Source organism: Vogesella indigofera (assembly GCF_028548395.1).
GTDB lineage: Bacteria > Pseudomonadota > Gammaproteobacteria > Burkholderiales > Chromobacteriaceae > Vogesella > Vogesella indigofera_A.
The window spans coordinates 553,311-568,841 of the sequence record NZ_JAQQLA010000004.1; the positions used below are offsets into that span (position 1 = coordinate 553,311).

Sequence of the window (15,531 nt, forward strand, 5' to 3'; positions counted from 1 at the left end):
CGCGTCGCTCAGCGTCATTGACCCAGGGTTGGCCGCAACGCCGTCAGCGCAGCGGCAGCGCCTTCATCAGCTCCGCCTCGCTCACCAGCCCGGCGATGCGTGCCAGCGGCCGCCCCTGCTCGTCCAGCACCACGGTAAACGGCAACCCGCCGCTGCGGTTGCCCAGCGCGCGCATCAGTGCGATGCCCTCGCCGTCGCTCATCAGCACCGGATAGCTGACCGGCAGCTGCTTCAGGTAGGCCGCCACCTCGCCCGGCTGGTCCAGCGCGATGCCGACGAAGCGCACCTGGCGTGCGGCCAACCTTGGCGCCAGCGCCGACAGCAGCGGCATCTCCTTGCGACACGGTGCACACCAGGTGGCCCAGAAGTTCACCACCGTGGTCTTGCCCTGGTAGCGGGCAAAGCTGGCCGGCTTGCCGCCTAGCTCGGTCAGCACGGCGCTGTCCAGCAGGCCGCCGGCCACGGCGCACAGCGGCATCAGCAACAGGCCGCCCAACAGCAGGCGGCGCGAAAGCATGGTTTTTACAGACATCAGTTTATTCCGGAGTAATGCGTCAGATGGCGTTAGATCGCCACCAGTACGCCACAGTTCACCGCGGCACGGCCGCGGCTTCGTGATAGAATGGTCGATTCCCCTTCTGTTGACGCACGGGCCATGTCCATTCTCGTTTGCGGGGCGCTAGCCTACGACACGCTGTTCAATTTCGAAGACCGCTTCGATAACCATATTCTGCCCGATCAGCTGCACAAGATCTCGACCACCTTCAAGGTGCCGACCATGCGCCGCGAGTTTGGCGGCCCGGCCGGCAACATCGCCTACAGCCTGTGCCTGCTCGGCGAGACGCCGCTGGTGATGGGCGCGGTGGGCGAAGACTTCGAGCCCTACCGCCAGCACCTGAAGCGCGCCGGTGTCGACGACCGCTTCATCCGCACCATCCGCGGCCAGTACACCTCGCAGTGCTTCGGCATCGCCGACAAGGATGGCAACCAGTTGATGGCCTTCCATCCCGGCGCCATGGACCACGCCACCGTCAACCACATCGCCGACGTGCCGGAGCGCATCGAAGTGGCGATTGTATCGCCTGGCGGCCACGCTGCCTTCCTGCAGCACACCCGCGAGCTGCACGCGGCCGGCATCCCGTTCATCTTCGACCCCGGCCAGGAGCTGCCACTGCTGTCGCGCGACGAGCTGAACGAGATCGTGGAGCTGGCCAGCTATGTCGCCATCAACGACTACGAGAGCGAACTGATGCGCGAACGCGCCGGGCTGCCGGTGGAGGTGCTAGCCGGCAAGGTCGAGGCACTGATCGTCACCCGCGGCTCCAAGGGTGCCGAGATCTACGCCGACGACACCATCCACCTGATTCCGCGGGTACAGATGCCGATCAAGCCGCTCGACCCGATGGGCTGCGGCGACGCCTTCCGCGCCGGCCTGCTGTACGGCATCCGGCAGGGGCTGGACTGGAAAACCACCGGCCGCCTCGCCAATGTCATCGGCGCGATCAAGGTCACCAGCCACGGCCCGCAGAACCACTTTTTCGACTGGGAAAAACTGCGCGCGCTGTACCAGCAGGCCTATAACGAACCGTGGCCGCTGTAAGCCGCCCGCGCTGAATCCGACTGGCGACCATCGCGCGATGGCAGGCCGGCAACTGCCGCAGGCGACGGCATTTGCCGGCCTGTTTGCATTTTGACTTGAATAAGCCCTGTCGCGACCCCACCATCCTGCAGTTAAACTGACACTCATCGATTGACGGGCAAGAGAGGGATTCATGACTGTACCGCACCTGACCACGGCACTCACCGGACCGTTACTGGAACTGGAAAGCCGCATCCTGGCGGCACAGCCGCACATCGAGCACTGGTTCCGCAAGCAGTGGAACAACCACGCCGCCCCGTTCTACGGCTCGGTTGACCTGCGCAACAGCGGTTTCAAGCTGGCACCGGTGGACATGAACCTCTTTCCCGGCGGTTTCAACAACCTGAATCCGGAATTCCTGCCGCTGGCGGTACAGGCGGCGCAGAGCGCGGTGGAACGCGCCTGTCCAGAGGCGAAGAGCATCCTGCTGATCCCGGAAAACCACACCCGCAACACCTACTACCTGCAGAACGTGGCGGCCCTGGTACACATCTTCGAGCAGGCCGGGCTGAAGGTGCGCCTGGGCTCGCTGAATCCGGAAATCACCGCGCCGACGCAGCTGACTGCCGCGGGTGGCGACATCATCACCATCGAGCCGCTGGAGCGGCGCGGCAACCGCGTGGTGCTGGCCGACGGCTTCAGTCCCTGCATCGTGTTGCTCAACAACGACCTCTCCGCCGGCCTGCCCGACATTCTGAAGAACATCGAACAGAACCTGCTGCCGCCGCTGCACGCCGGCTGGGCGGTGCGGCGCAAGACCAACCACTTTGCCGCCTACGACAAGGTCGTCGCCGACTTCGCGCAGATGCTGTCGATCGACCCGTGGCTGATCAACCCCTACTTCTTCGCCGCCAAGGGCCTCGACTTCCAGTCGCGCCAGGGCGAGGACCAGTTGGCCGAGCTGGTGGAACAGATGCTGGAAAAAATCCGCGTCAAGTACCGTGAATACGGCATCAGCCACGAGCCGTACGTGATCGTGAAGGCCGACGCCGGCACCTACGGTATGGGCATCATGAGCGTGAAGAGCGGCGACGAGGTGCGCGGCCTCAACCGCAAGGCGCGCAACAAGATGGCGGTGGTGAAGGAAGGGCTGGAAGTTTCCGAAGTCATCGTGCAGGAAGGTGTGTACACCTTCGAATGCGTCAACGACGGTGTCGCCGAGCCGGTGGTGTACATGATGGACCGCTACGTGATCGGCGGCTTCTACCGCGTGCACACCGGGCGCGGCATCGACGAAAACCTCAACGCCCCCGGCATGCAGTTCGTGCCGCTGTCGTTCGAACAGCACTGCCTGCCCGACCACAAGGCGGCACCGAACGACGCCCCCAACCGCTTCTACGCCTACGGCGTGATCGCACGGCTGGCAATGCTGGCCGCCGCGCTGGAGCTGGAAGATACCGACCCTGACGCCGAGTGAGGCCCGTATGAAAATCCTGTTCATTGCCGACCCGCTGGCCGGCTTCAAGATCAAGAAAGACAGCACCTTCGCGATGATGGAAGCGGCGGCGGCACGCCAGCACGCGATCTACTTCTGCGAGGCGCGCGACATCGCCATCGAGGGTGGTCGCATCCAGGCCGACGTCGTCAGCGTCAGCCTCACCGGCAAGGACGGCAAGGACTGGTTCCGCGCCAGCGACGGCCAGCGCCTGCCGCTGAACGCGTTCAGCGCGGTGGTGATGCGCAAGGACCCGCCGTTCGACCTCGAATACCTGTACGCCACCCAGCTGCTGACGCTGGCCGAGGCCGAGGGCGCGCGCGTGTTCAACAAGGGCCAGGCGCTGCGCGACTTCAACGAGAAGCTGGCCATCCTCAACTTTGCCGAGTTCACCGCGCCGACGCTGGTCACCTCGCAGCCGTCGCGGCTGCTGGCCTTCGTGCGCCAGCACCAAGACGCCATCCTCAAGCCGCTGGACGGCATGGGCGGCAGCAGCATCTTCCGCGCGCGGCCGGATGACCCGAACCTGAACGTGATCATCGAAACCCTGTCCGAACAGGGCAAGCGCACCATCATGGCGCAGCGCTACATCCCGGAAATCCGCGACGGCGACAAGCGCATCCTGGTGATCGACGGCGTGCCGGTCGACTACTGCCTGGCGCGCATCCCGCAGGGCGGTGACAACCGCGGCAACCTCGCCGCCGGCGGCCGCGGCGAAGTACGGCCGCTGAGCGCGCGCGACCGCGAGATCGCCGAGGGTCTGGCGCCGGAGCTGAAACGGCGCGGCATCCTGCTGGCCGGGCTGGACGTGATCGGCAACTACCTGACCGAGGTCAACGTCACCAGCCCGACATGTTTCCGTGAAATCATGAACCACAGCGACATCGATGTCGCCGGCCTGTTCATCGATGCGCTGGAACGCGCGGTGACGGAACGGCGCTGATGCGGCCAACCTGCTTCACCACAAGGGCGGCGCTGGCCGCCCTTGTCATGTCCGGCCTTGCCGCCTGCAGCGAACCACCACCGCCGTGGCAGCAGGAAAGCTACGTGTTCGGTACCCGTGTCGAGCTGAAGCTCAACGCCGCCACGCCGCAGCAGGCGCAACAGGCCGCCGCCGCGGTGCTGGCCGAGCTGGACCGCCTGCACCGGCTGCTGCACCCGTGGCAGCCGGACAGCAACGCCGGCCGTCTGAACCGCGCCATAGCTAACGGCCAGCCGTACCGGCCGTCGCCGGAGCTGCTGGAACTGCTGCGCAGCGGACAGGCGCTGGAGGCACGCAGCGACGGGCTGTTCTCGCCGGCGATCGGCCGGCTGGTGGCGCTGTGGGGCTTTCACCAGGACACGCCGGCGAGCACGGCCATCGACATGACCGCGCTGCAGAGCGTGGTGGCGAGCCGGCCGCGGCTGCGCGACCTGCGCATCAGCGCCGACGGCGAGGTGCGCAGCGACAAGCGCACGCTACAGGTCGACGTCGGCGGCATGGCCAAGGGCTGGGCGCTGGATCGCGCGCGGCGGCAATTGCAGGCCGCCGGCATCCGTTCAGCGTTACTTAATATTGGCGGCAATATCATGGCGCTGGGGCAGAAAGCCGACGGCACGCCGTGGCAGGTCGGCATCCGCCACCCACGCCGCAACGAGGCGATGGCGACGCTGCCGCTGCACGACGGCGAGGCGATCGGCACCTCCGGCGACTATCAGCGCTATGTGCTGCGCGACGGCCGCCGCCATTGCCACCTGATCGACCCGCGCGACGGCAACAGCGACTGCCGCTTGCAGTCGGCGACGGTGCTGATCGCGCCGGCAAGCGATGCCGGGTTGCGCTCCGACGTCGCCAGCAAACCGCTGTATCTGGACGGGCCGGGGTTGGCCGCACGCCACGCGCGCTCGCTGGGCGTGGCCGGCTGGCTGCTGATCGACGGACAGGGCCGCGCGTGGCTGAACCCCGCGCTGGCCGCACGGCTGCACTGGCGCGTGGCGCCGGACAGCATTACCGAAACAGGAAACGGATGACACCGCATCAAGAAAGCCCGTTCAAGGGCAAGACCGGCCTGCGCCGCCTGCTGAACGCCTTCGGCTACTCGCTGGACGGCCTGCGCGCCGCCTTCCGCCACGAGGACGCCTTCCGCCAGCTGTCGCTGCTGGCGCTGCTGCTGGTGCCGCTGGCGCTGTTCGTGGTCGACGCCACACCGCTGGCACGCGCACTGCTGGTGGCCAGCTCCATCGCCACGCTGATCATCGAGCTGCTCAATTCCGCGATCGAGGCGGCGGTGGACCACACCTCGCTGGAACGCCACCCGCTGGCCAAGCGCGCCAAGGACATGGGCAGCGCCGCGCAGCTGCTGGGCCTCGTCAACCTGCTGCTGGTCTGGGGACTGGTGCTATTTGGCTGAGAACCTGCTCACGATCTGCTGCGCTTTGTGAAACGTTACTCGGTGAGTACGGCTTCAGCATGCGTGTTTACATCCAGCTAAACGCCGCTTCCTCAGCCATTTTCGCCTTGTCTCGCTCTAGCTCGCGAGATCGTGAACGCGCCCTGAACGGCAGACGCGGTTGAGCCAGGCCAGCAGGTCGGCCTCGAACTCGGCGCGGTTGGTCTCGTGGTGCATCTCGTGGCGGGCGCCGGGATACACCGTCACCGTCACGTCGTGCAGCCCGGCCTTGCGGTAGCGTCGCGCCAGCTGGCCGAGGCCGAACTTGCCGAGGCTGACCGGATCGCGGCTGCCGGCCTGCAGCCACACCGGGCAATCGTGCAGGCCGCGCGCGGCGGCCTCGCCCCGCTCCAGCGCGATGATGCCGCCGAACAGGTCTATCCACAGCTGCGGCGTCGGAAACTGGCCGCACAGCGGATCGGCGAGATAGGCGTCCACCTGCGCCACATCGCGCGACAGCCAGTCCAGCGTGGTGCGCGTCGGCATGAAACCGAGATTGAAGCTGCCGAACACCAGCGCCGTCATCAGCCGGCTGGGACTGGTGGCGCCGCCCAGCCTTGCGGCCAACCTTGCCACGCCGCGCATCAGCCGGGCCAGCACCCGCTGACGATAGCCGGTGGCGGACAGCACCATGCCGGACAGGCGCTGGCCGTAGCGCAGGAAAAAGGCGCGCGCCACGAAGCTGCCCATGCTGTGGCCGTACAGCACCAGCGGTGTCTGCGGATGCGCCGCCGCGGCGTGATCGACCACCTCGCGCAGGTCGTCGACCACCAGCGACCAGCCGTCGTGCGCGGCGAACCAGCCCGGCAGCGGCGCCTCGCGGCCGTGGCCACGGTGGTTGTGGGCGTAGACCCAGTAACCGGCGGCCGCCAGCCGCCCGGCCAGCACGTCGTAGCGTTCGGCGTGCTCGCTCATGCCGTGGGCAATCACCAGCACGCCGCGCGGCGCCTGCTGCGTCGGCCATGACACACCGTGGATCACGTGGCCATCGCTGGCCGTCAGCTGGAAAGGCTTCATCGCACCCCCTGCAAGACAGGATCAGAACTTGTCGGCACGCAGCACACCGACATCGGACACGTAGAGGATCAGGCCGTAGTGCGGCAGATAGGCCTGCTGGCAGTGCGCGGCGATCGCCTCCGCCACCGCCGCATCGCACACCACGTCGACGCGGATATTGCCCTCGAACGACCAACCGCCGCCCTGCACGCCGTGGCTACCGCCACCACGGGCATCGCTGACGGTATAGCCGTGGGCACCGAGCTGCTGCAGCACTTTCACCAGCGGCGCTTCCAGCACCGCTTCGGTGACGATGGTCAACAGTTTCTTGGCATGAAAGGTCATCGCACGCTCCTCAGGCATACAGCCATTGTGTCAGCATCCAGTACAAAGGGATACCGAACAGCAGGTTGAACGGAAAGGTCACCCCCAGGCTGGCCGCCAGCGACAGCGCCGGATTGGCCTCGGGCACCGCAATACGCATCGCGGCCGGGGCGGCGATGTAGGAAGACGAGGCGCACAGGGTCGCCAGCAGCAAGGCTCCACCCGCCGACAGTCCCATCGCGTAGGCGCTGCCAAGCCCGATGCAGGCAAAGCCGAGCGGCACCAGCAGCCCGAACAGCACCACGAAGCCACCCTGGCGCCGCAAGCCGCCGAGCTTGGCCGCCGTCAGCAGCCCCATCTCCAGCAGGAACAGCGACAGCACCGGCTTGAACAGGTCGACGTACAGCGGCGACAGGCTGCCGATGCCCGTCGGCCCGGCCAGCCAGCCTATCACCAGCCCACCGAGCAACAGCACCATGCTCTTGCCGAGGAACACCTCGTGCGCCAGCTGCCCCCAGCGCAGCTGCTGCCCGTCGCCCAGCCGCGCCAGCAACACCCCGACCACCAGCGCCGGCATCTCCATCACCGCCAGGTACAGTGTCAGCTGCGGCTCGGCCTCGATGCCCTGCCGCGCGAGGAAGCTGGCGGCGACCGCGAAGGTCACCACGCTGACCGAACCGTAATGGGCAGCGGTGGCCGCCGCATCGGCACGGTTCAGGCGCCAGCGCAGGATGCCGAAGGCGAGCAGCGTCAGCAGCGTGCCCAGCAGGATCACCAGCAACACCTGCAGCAATACCTGTGGGCTGCCGGTTTTCGCCAGCGCCACACCGCCCTTCAGGCCGATGGCCAGCAGCAGGAACACCGACAGCGTCTCGTACAGCGCCGGCGGCAGCTTCAGTTCGGAACGCGCCAGGGCCGCGAACAGCCCCAACAGGAAAAACAGTACAACCGGATCCAGTGTCATCTCACTCCTTTCATTGGCTCGTGATCCTGCCGTCCGGCTGACGGCGGCGTCAGCTGGACAAGGCAAAGAAAGGGAAGTTTCGTGCCGGCGCTCAGGCCTGCAGCGGGGTGTGGTCGTAGTTGCGGTTGATCAGCGCGGTCAGCACGTGGTCGCGCCAGGCACCGTTGAGGAATAGGTAGTCGCGGGCGTGGCCCTCGATCTGGAAGCCCAGCCGCTTCAGCAGCGCGGCGCTGCGCTCGTTTTCCGGCTGGTAGTTGGCCTGCACCCGGTGCAGCTTCAGCGTGCCGAAGGCAAAGGCGATCACCGCCTCCACCGCCTCGCGCATCAGGCCCTGGCCCTGGTGCGCGTGATCGATGTTGTAGCCCAGATGGCAGCCCTGGAACACGCCGCGGCTGATATTGGACAGGCTGACGGTGCCGATCACGCGGCCGGCTTCCTTCTCCGGCATCACCAGGAACAGCGCGCCGCGGCTTTCCTTCCAGTCCATCTCGCGCTGGCGCATGCGCATCGCCCAGAACAGCTCGGTGTAGAACATCCCGCCCGGGGTCGGGTCCCATGGCGCGAAATGCTCGCGGTTGCGCACCTGGTAATCCAGCATGGCACGCGCCCACGCACTTTCCGCCGGCAACAGGTGCAGACGTGCGGTGCTGAGCGATGGCTGGGTGGTTGGCATGTCAGTACTCCGGAAAACGCAAGGAATGGGGAACAAGGTTGGCCGCAGGCCGCCGAAAGTGCGTCAGTATGCCATTGCCGGCGCCACCCCGCATCCGTGGCGCAAGCGGCATAGGCAAACGCCCGTACCGGGGGGGGTACGGGCGTTCGGCGGCAAGCGGCGGTATGCCAGCCTTAGCCGGTCAGTTTTTCCAGCGCTTCGCGGTACTTGGCGGCGGTCTTCTCGCGCACGTCCAGCGGTACCGCCGGTGCCGGCGCCTGCTTGTTCCAGCCGGAGGCTTCCAGCCAGTCGCGCACGAACTGCTTGTCGAACGACGGCGGATTGGTGCCTTCGGCGTAGCTGTCGGCCGGCCAGAAGCGGCTGGAGTCCGGCGTCAGCGCCTCGTCCATCAGCGTCAGGGTGCCGTCTTCGTCGAGGCCGAACTCGAACTTGGTGTCGCAGATGATGATGCCGCGCTTGGCCGCGAATTCGGACGCGGTCTGGTACAGCAGGATGGCGGTGTCGCGCACCTTGGCTGCCAGCTCGGCGCCGACGATGGCCTCGCACTGCGCGAAGGTGATGTTCTCGTCGTGATCGCCCACCGCCGCCTTGGTCGACGGCGTGAAGATCGGCTGTGGCAGCTTGCTGGATTCCTTCAGCCCGGCCGGCAGCGCGATGCCACACACGGTGCCGGACTTCTGGTATTCCTTCCAGCCGGAGCCAGCCAGATAGCCGCGCACCACCGCCTCGATCATCACCGGCTTCAGGCGCTTGGCCACCACGCCGCGGCCGGCCACCAGCGGCAGGTCTGCCGCCGACACCACGTCTTCCGGCTTGTCGCCGGTCAGGTGGTTGGGCACCACGTCCTTCAGCGTCTCGAACCAGAAGTTGGAGATCGCGGTCAGGATCTGGCCCTTGCCCGGAATCGGGTCGTCCAGGATCACGTCGAACGCCGACAGGCGGTCGGAGGCGATCATCAGCATGCGCTTGTCGTCGATCTCGTACAGATCGCGCACCTTGCCGGAATAGATTTTCTTCAGGCTGGTCAGTTGGGTCATGAAACTTCCTTCACAAAGCAAACGGCGACGCCTTGTGGGCGTCGCCTGGATTCTTACAACGTATCCTTCAGCGCGCGCGCCTGGTCCAGCGCGTCGTCGACGTTGGCCGCGAGCACGGTGAAGTGCCCCATCTTGCGACCGGCACGCGCCTCTTTCTTGCCGTACAGGTGCAGGTGGGCGTTCGGTGCCTCCATCAGCACGTCCCACAGCGGCTCGCCGCCGTCCTCGCGCCACACGTCGCCCAGCAGGTTGACCATCACCACCGGCGACAGCAACTCGGTACGGCCAGGCAACAGGCCGCACATGGCGCGCACCTGCTGCTGGTACTGGTCGGTGACGCAAGCGTCGATGGTGTAGTGGCCGGAGTTGTGCGGCCGCGGCGCGATCTCGTTGACCACCAGGCTGTCGTCGGCGAGCACGAAGAACTCCACCGCCAGCACGCCGACGTAGTCCAGCGCTTCGGCCAGCTTCACCGCGTAATCCTGAGCCTGTGCGGCCAGGGTCGGGCTGATGCGCGCCGGCACGATCGATTCGTCGAGAATGCCGTTCTTGTGGATGTTCTCCGACACCGGGAACACCGCCACCTGGGCGCTGCTGGTGCGGGTGACGATGGCGGACACTTCCAGCTTCAGGTCCAGCATCTTTTCCAGCACGCAGGCCTGGCCGCCGAGGTCGGCGTAGGCGGCGCGGGCTTCGTCGGCGGTCTTGACCCGCACCTGGCCCTTGCCGTCGTAACCGAGACGCGCGGTCTTGAGGATGCCCGGCAGGTAGGGCGCCAGCTCGACCTGGATGTCGGCGACGCTTTCGATGGCCAGATACGGTGCGGTCGGCAGGCCGGCCTTGTTGATCCAGCTCTTCTCGGCGATGCGGTCCTGGGCGATGGCCACGCAGTCGCCGGACGGCGACACGCGCGTGGTTTTCGCCAGCGCGCGCATGGCGTCGGCGTTGACGTTCTCGAATTCGGTGGTCACCGCGACACAGCTTGCGGCCAACGTTTGCAGCGCGGCGGCGTCATTGAACGGCGCGCACAGGTGCACGTCGGCAAAGTCGGCGGCCGGCGCGTTGGCGTCCGGGTCCAGCACGGTGACGCGGTAGCCCATGCGCTTGGCGGCGGAGACGAACATGCGGCCGAGCTGGCCGCCGCCGAGTATGCCCAGCATCGCCGGGGGCAGGATGGCCGCCATGTCAGTCCACCTCCGGCAGGCTCATCGCCAGCACGGTCTGTTCCTGCTGCTTGCGGAAGGCCTTCAGCTTGGCGGCCAGTTCCGGCTGCGCATTGCCCAGCATCGCCACCGCGAACAGCGCGGCATTGGCGGCACCGGCTTCACCGATGGCGAAGGTGGCCACCGGAATGCCCTTCGGCATCTGCACGATGGACAGCAGCGAGTCTTCGCCGCGCAGGTATTTGGACGGCACCGGTACACCCAGCACCGGAACGTGGGTCTTGGCGGCCAGCATGCCCGGCAGGTGCGCGGCACCGCCGGCGCCGGCGATGATGGCCTTCAGGCCACGCGCTTCGGCTTCTTCGGCGTACTGGAACAGCAGGTCGGGAGTGCGGTGCGCGGAGACGACGCGGGTTTCGAACGCGACACCGAAGTCCTTCAGCACGCGCGCGGCGTTCTGCATGACTTCCCAGTCGCTGTTGCTACCCATCACGATGCCAACTTCGATCATGGAGGCGGGTTCCATCAAGGAGGGGAAAAACGCGATTTTACCTGATTCGGCAAGGGCTTGCCGAGCTGACTTGCAGAGCGCACCAGCGCCGGCGCCACAAAAAAAGCGGCCAATGGCCGCTTTTGACGTTTTCGGCGCGCCGACAGGCCGCCGCGTTAGAACGTGTTCACGATCTCGCGCGCTCACGCGAGACAAGGCGAAAACGGCTGAGGAAGCGGAGTTGATCCAGAGACCAAGCATGCCGAAGTCGTTTTTAACGTCGTATCGCCCCATTAGAGACCAGTCGCAGCAGATCGTGAACAGGTTCCTACAGTTTTGCCAGCCGCTCGCGCGCCTTCGTCGCCGCCGCACTGTTCGGGTACAGCTTGATCAGCTTGCGCAGGGTGACCTTGGCCTGGTCCTTCTGCTGCAGCTCGATCTGGTTTTCCGCCATCAGCCGCAGCGCCTCCGGCGCCCGCACGTGCGCCGGATACTGCTCGGCAAAGCGGCGGTGGATGTCGATGGCGGCGTCGTACTGCTTCAGGTAGGTGTGCGCCACGCCCAGCCAGTAGCTGGCTTCCTGCGCCTCGCTGTTGGCCGGAAACTTGTCCATCACCGCCTTCAGCTCCGGCACCGCGCGGGCAAACTCGCGGTTACGCAGCGTCGCCAGCGCCTTGTTCAGCGCGTCCTGCGCCGGGCTGACCAGTGGCGCCGCCGGGGCCGCGGCAGTCTCCGCCTCGCCGCTCGCCGCCGGGCTGCTGGCAGATTGTTCCAGCTTGCCCAAGCGCAGGTCGAGGTCGGCGTACAGGTCGTTCTGCCGTTTCAGCGTTTCGCCCTGCTGGTGCTGCAGCATCTCGTTCTGGCCGCGCAGTGCCGCCATTTCGCTGCGCAGGGAGGCCACTTCCTTGACCAGATCCAGCAGCCGCTCGTTGGACAGCCGCGACTCGACCTCGGTCAGCCGCGCGCTGGTCTGCTGCTTGGCTGCGTCCAGTTCGCGGCGGGTCTGTTCGATATCGCTGGTGGTGGCACAGGCGCCCAGCAGCAGGCTGAGGGCGGCGACGGGCAACAGGCGGGGCAAGCTCATGGTGGCATCCTGAAAAACAGCGCGGGACGGCGTGTCGCCATCCCGCAACCGGGTCAACACATTACTGCGGGTAGACGAAGTCGGCGCGGCGGTTTTCGGCGTTGGCCGCTTCGCTGTCACCCTCGGCACGCGGTTTTTCCTTGCCGAAGCTGACCGCCTCGATCTGCGCCGGCTTCACGCCCAGCACTTCCAGCGACTGCTTCACGCTTTCGGCACGGCGCTGGCCCAGCGCCAGGTTGTACTCGCGGCTGCCGCGGGAGTCGGTATTGCCCTGCACCAGCACCTTGCTGCTGAAGCGGTTGAGGAAGGCGGCATTGCCTTCCACCACGCCGCGCTGGTCATCCTTCACCACCGACTGGTCGAAGTCGAAGTACACGCTGTGGCCGTTGAGCAGCGCCTGCGCGCTGCGCTGGTCCGGCGCCGCCTTCACCGCCGCCGCCAGTTGCGCGGCACTGACCTTGCCGCCCTGCAGCACCGGCTCGCTGCCGGTGACATCGACGGTGGCCACGCTAGGCGCGCTCGGCACGGTGGTGGCCGGCGGATTGCTGACGACCGGCGCCGGGGTGCTGGCACACGCGGCCAGCAGCGCCGCCGCGATGGCGACGATAAACGGTGATTTCTTCATTCGGCTCTCCTGCATCGGATGGGATGGATTAACTGGCAACATGATGCGCGTACCGCCGGCACCGCATCAAGGATTGAATGGCCCCCAGGCCGGATCCTGCACCTGGCCGCCGAGGGTGCCCAGCCGCACGCGGCCGGGATAGGCGGTGGCGGCGGCGTACAGCACGCTGCGGCCACCCTCCTCGCTGGCGTACAGCACCATCTTGCCGTTGGGGGCGAAGCTTGGCGATTCGTCGAAGGCGCTATTGCTGATCAGGCGGTTGTCGCCGCTGGCCAGATCGAGCAGCATCACCTTGAAACGGCCGCCCTCGCGCCGGACGTAGGCGATCTGGCGCCCATCCGGAGAGAACGTCGGCGACACGTTATAGTTCCCCTCGAAGGTGACGCGGCGGGCGTTGCGGCCGCCGTCCAGCGCCTGCACGTACAGCTGCGGGCTGCCGCTGCGGTCGGACACGAACACGATCTGGCGGCCGTCCGGGCTGAACGCCGGCTCGGTGTCGATGGCGTCGCTATAGGAAAAACGCTGCACGCCGCCGCCGTCGGCATTGATCAGGTACACCTGCGAGTTGCCGCTGGTGGTCAGCACCACCGCCAGCCGCCGCCCGTCCGGGCTCCACACCGGCGCCGAGTTGCTGCCGCGGAAATTGGCCAGCACGCGACGCTGGCCGCTGACCAGATCCTGCACGTAGATCACCGGCTTTTGCTGCTCGAAGGAAACGTAGGCCAGGCGCGTGCCGTCCGGGCTCCACGCCGGCGACATGATGGGCTGGCGCGAGCGCAGTACCGTCTGCGCGCGGCGGCCGTCCATGTCGGCGATCTGCAGCCGGTACTCCTTGCCGCTCTGGGTGATGTAGGCGATGCGGCTGGAGAACAGGCTCTTCTCGCCCAGCAGCGCCTCGTACACCATGTCCGCCATGCGGTGCGCCATGTCGCGCAGCTGCTCCGGCGCCAGATCGAATTCCGCGCTCAGCTTCTGCTCGCGCGGGCTGACGGTGTCGGCCCAGAACGTCAGCCGCACCCGATCGCCGCCGAGGCTGACCAGCTTGCCGTACACCACCGCGCGCGCGCCGCGCTGCTGCCACGCCGCCGCGTTCAGCTGCGCCGGTGCCGCCAGCGCGTCGCCGACACCCGTCTCCAGCAGGCTGAAGGCGCCGGTCATCGCCAGATCGCTCTTCACCGTCGCGGTGATCGCCTCCGGCAGCAGGCTCTCGCCCTGCAGCGGCACGATCGCCACCGGGTAGCGGTTGCTGCCGCCACCGATCACTTCCACGCTGAGGTCGGCGCGGGCAAGGTTGGCCGCAACGGTCATACTCAGCAGCAACAGGGCAAACAGGCGCGGCCAGAAGCCGGAGACGGTGGCGGACAAGGCATTACTCCTTAGGACGGAAAGACATGGTCACGCGCCGGTAGTCGGCGAACGCCGCGCCCTTGGGCAGCGGCGGGAAGCGGCGCATCTCGCGCACGGCGGCCTGCACCGCCTCATCGTACTGCGGGTTGCCGCTGCTGCGCAGCAGGCGGATCTGGCGCACTTCCAGCGACGGCAGGATCTCGATCTGCAGCACCACCTCCGGGTTGCCTTTCAGCCCGTCGGGGATAGTCACGTAGGGGCGCACGCGGTTGCTCAATGTCTGCGCGTACAGCGCCTTGGCGTCGGCCACGCCATTGCTGCTGCCGCCGACGACACCGCCCTGGCCGCCGCGCTGGCTCTGCTTGGCGTTGCCGGGGCCGGGCGGCAGGTCCAGCTCGGCCAGCAGGTCGTTATCCGCGCTTGGCGCCGGCCTGGCGCTCGCCTTGGCGGACGGTTTGGCGGCGGGCACGCTGGTCTTGGCCGGCTCAGGCACCGCTTTGGCGGCCTTGGCCGTCACCTTTTCTGGCACTTTCTCCGGCACTTTTTCCGCAGGCTTGGGCAGCGGTTTTTCCGCGGCCACCGGCGGCGGCGGTGCCTTGTGCTGCTGCAGCGGGCGGCTGGCCTTCAGCTTGATGTCGGCATCGGCCAGCAAGGGGGTGGCGGCCTCCGCCACCGTCGCGGCCGGCGGGGCGGCACGCACTTTCGGCGTCTGGGTCGGCGCCGCCGGCGCACCGCCGGCCCACAATTCCACCGCCAGCGGTGGCGGCGTGTACACCGGCGCCGGCGCATACAGCCACCACAGCGGCAGCAGCAGCACCAGATGCAGCAGCAGCGACATGCCCCACGCGCCGTAACCGATGGCGCCCGTCTGCGGCGACATCAGTTGCCCTGCCGTACCGTCAGCGCGACGCGGGTGATGCCGGCCTGGTGCAGGCGGTCGGCCACCTTCACCACGTCGCTGTACTTGAGATCGCGGTGCGCGGTGACCACCACCGGGCGATTGTCGCGCAGCCGCGCCTTGACCTCGGCGATCAGCGCGTCAAGGTTGGCCGCAGGCTCGCGCTTGCCGCCCTCGCCCAGCAGGTAGCGGCCGTCGGCCTCGATGCTGATTTCCAGCGGCGTGCTGTCCACCTGCGCCGCGCGGGTGACGCTGGGTACCTCGATCACGCCGGGGGTGAACATCGGCGCCGTCACCATGAAGATCACCAGCAGCACCAGCATCACGTCGATATAGGGCACGACGTTCATCTGGTTCATCATTCGGCGCGGGCGTCGCTGCAGCATCGGGCATTCCTGTGGCTAGAAGGGGCGGCCGGCACGGCGGG

At 67.2% G+C, this 15,531-nt stretch carries 18 protein-coding genes; 5 read left to right on the forward strand and 13 right to left on the reverse strand.

Annotated elements, in window-relative coordinates; translation table 11 throughout:
• Positions 1 to 43 precede the first annotated feature (43 nt).
• Positions 44 to 532: a TlpA disulfide reductase family protein gene (locus PQU89_RS08355; protein WP_272765417.1), complete on the reverse strand. Its 489-nt coding sequence runs from the start codon at positions 530 to 532 to the stop codon at positions 44 to 46.
• 123 nt (positions 533 to 655) lie between these two features.
• Between PQU89_RS08355 and PQU89_RS08360 the strand changes: the two genes are divergently transcribed.
• The 5 genes from PQU89_RS08360 to PQU89_RS08380 all read left to right on the forward strand — a co-directional run bounded on the left by PQU89_RS08360 (position 656) and on the right by PQU89_RS08380 (position 5,464).
• Entirely contained in the window at positions 656 to 1,600 is a 945-nt protein-coding gene (locus PQU89_RS08360; protein ID WP_272765418.1) for a carbohydrate kinase family protein, read from the forward strand.
• A gap of 172 nt (positions 1,601 to 1,772) precedes the next feature.
• Positions 1,773 to 3,056, forward strand: a complete 1,284-nt coding sequence (gene gshA, locus PQU89_RS08365) for a glutamate--cysteine ligase (protein WP_272765419.1) — start codon at positions 1,773 to 1,775, stop codon at positions 3,054 to 3,056.
• A 7-nt stretch (positions 3,057 to 3,063) separates the two neighbouring features.
• On the forward strand, positions 3,064 to 4,017 hold the full coding sequence (gshB, locus tag PQU89_RS08370) for a glutathione synthase (RefSeq protein ID WP_272765420.1): 954 nt from the start codon (positions 3,064 to 3,066) through the stop codon (positions 4,015 to 4,017).
• A gap of 47 nt (positions 4,018 to 4,064) precedes the next feature.
• The gene (locus PQU89_RS08375; RefSeq protein ID WP_272765421.1) at positions 4,065 to 5,084 is read left to right on the forward strand and encodes an FAD:protein FMN transferase; all 1,020 of its coding nucleotides are present in this window, start codon (positions 4,065 to 4,067) and stop codon (positions 5,082 to 5,084) included.
• Positions 5,081 to 5,464, forward strand: coding sequence for a diacylglycerol kinase (locus PQU89_RS08380; protein WP_047966633.1), 384 nt, complete (start codon positions 5,081 to 5,083; stop codon positions 5,462 to 5,464). The genes PQU89_RS08375 and PQU89_RS08380 overlap by 4 nt, the downstream gene beginning before the upstream one ends.
• 117 nt (positions 5,465 to 5,581) lie before the next feature.
• On the opposite strand, the gene PQU89_RS08385 is transcribed toward PQU89_RS08380, so the two are convergent.
• From PQU89_RS08385 to PQU89_RS08440, 12 genes are all read right to left on the reverse strand, one after another.
• Positions 5,582 to 6,520, reverse strand: a complete 939-nt coding sequence (locus PQU89_RS08385; RefSeq protein WP_272765422.1) for an alpha/beta hydrolase — start codon at positions 6,518 to 6,520, stop codon at positions 5,582 to 5,584.
• Between the two features lie 21 nt (positions 6,521 to 6,541).
• Positions 6,542 to 6,844 (reverse strand): P-II family nitrogen regulator, encoded by a 303-nt coding sequence (locus tag PQU89_RS08390; protein ID WP_189373371.1) that lies wholly within the window; start codon positions 6,842 to 6,844, stop codon positions 6,542 to 6,544.
• Positions 6,845 to 6,854: 10 nt separating this feature from the next.
• Positions 6,855 to 7,787, reverse strand: coding sequence for a sodium-dependent bicarbonate transport family permease (locus tag PQU89_RS08395; RefSeq protein ID WP_272765423.1), 933 nt, complete (start codon positions 7,785 to 7,787; stop codon positions 6,855 to 6,857).
• Between the two features lie 91 nt (positions 7,788 to 7,878).
• Positions 7,879 to 8,460, reverse strand: coding sequence for a GNAT family N-acetyltransferase (locus tag PQU89_RS08400; protein WP_047966636.1), 582 nt, complete (start codon positions 8,458 to 8,460; stop codon positions 7,879 to 7,881).
• 173 nt (positions 8,461 to 8,633) lie between these two features.
• Positions 8,634 to 9,497: a phosphoribosylaminoimidazolesuccinocarboxamide synthase gene (locus PQU89_RS08405; RefSeq protein WP_272765424.1), complete on the reverse strand. Its 864-nt coding sequence runs from the start codon at positions 9,495 to 9,497 to the stop codon at positions 8,634 to 8,636.
• Between the two features lie 53 nt (positions 9,498 to 9,550).
• The gene (locus PQU89_RS08410) at positions 9,551 to 10,681 is read right to left on the reverse strand and encodes a 5-(carboxyamino)imidazole ribonucleotide synthase (RefSeq protein WP_272765425.1); all 1,131 of its coding nucleotides are present in this window, start codon (positions 10,679 to 10,681) and stop codon (positions 9,551 to 9,553) included.
• A gap of 1 nt (position 10,682) precedes the next feature.
• A complete protein-coding gene (purE, locus tag PQU89_RS08415; protein WP_047966639.1) occupies positions 10,683 to 11,171 on the reverse strand; it encodes a 5-(carboxyamino)imidazole ribonucleotide mutase in 489 nt (162 codons plus the stop codon).
• A gap of 307 nt (positions 11,172 to 11,478) precedes the next feature.
• Complete coding sequence (locus PQU89_RS08420) at positions 11,479 to 12,234, reverse strand: YbgF trimerization domain-containing protein (protein WP_272765426.1); 756 nt, start codon at positions 12,232 to 12,234, stop codon at positions 11,479 to 11,481.
• Between the two features lie 61 nt (positions 12,235 to 12,295).
• Positions 12,296 to 12,859, reverse strand: coding sequence for an OmpA family protein (locus PQU89_RS08425; RefSeq protein WP_272765427.1), 564 nt, complete (start codon positions 12,857 to 12,859; stop codon positions 12,296 to 12,298).
• Between the two features lie 66 nt (positions 12,860 to 12,925).
• Positions 12,926 to 14,224: a Tol-Pal system beta propeller repeat protein TolB gene (gene tolB / locus PQU89_RS08430; RefSeq protein WP_272765428.1), complete on the reverse strand. Its 1,299-nt coding sequence runs from the start codon at positions 14,222 to 14,224 to the stop codon at positions 12,926 to 12,928.
• 4 nt (positions 14,225 to 14,228) lie between these two features.
• The gene (locus PQU89_RS08435) at positions 14,229 to 15,086 is read right to left on the reverse strand and encodes an energy transducer TonB (RefSeq protein WP_272765429.1); all 858 of its coding nucleotides are present in this window, start codon (positions 15,084 to 15,086) and stop codon (positions 14,229 to 14,231) included.
• Entirely contained in the window at positions 15,086 to 15,490 is a 405-nt protein-coding gene (locus tag PQU89_RS08440) for an ExbD/TolR family protein (protein WP_272765430.1), read from the reverse strand. Before PQU89_RS08440 ends, PQU89_RS08435 begins: the two co-directional genes overlap by 1 nt.
• Positions 15,491 to 15,531 lie beyond the last annotated feature (41 nt).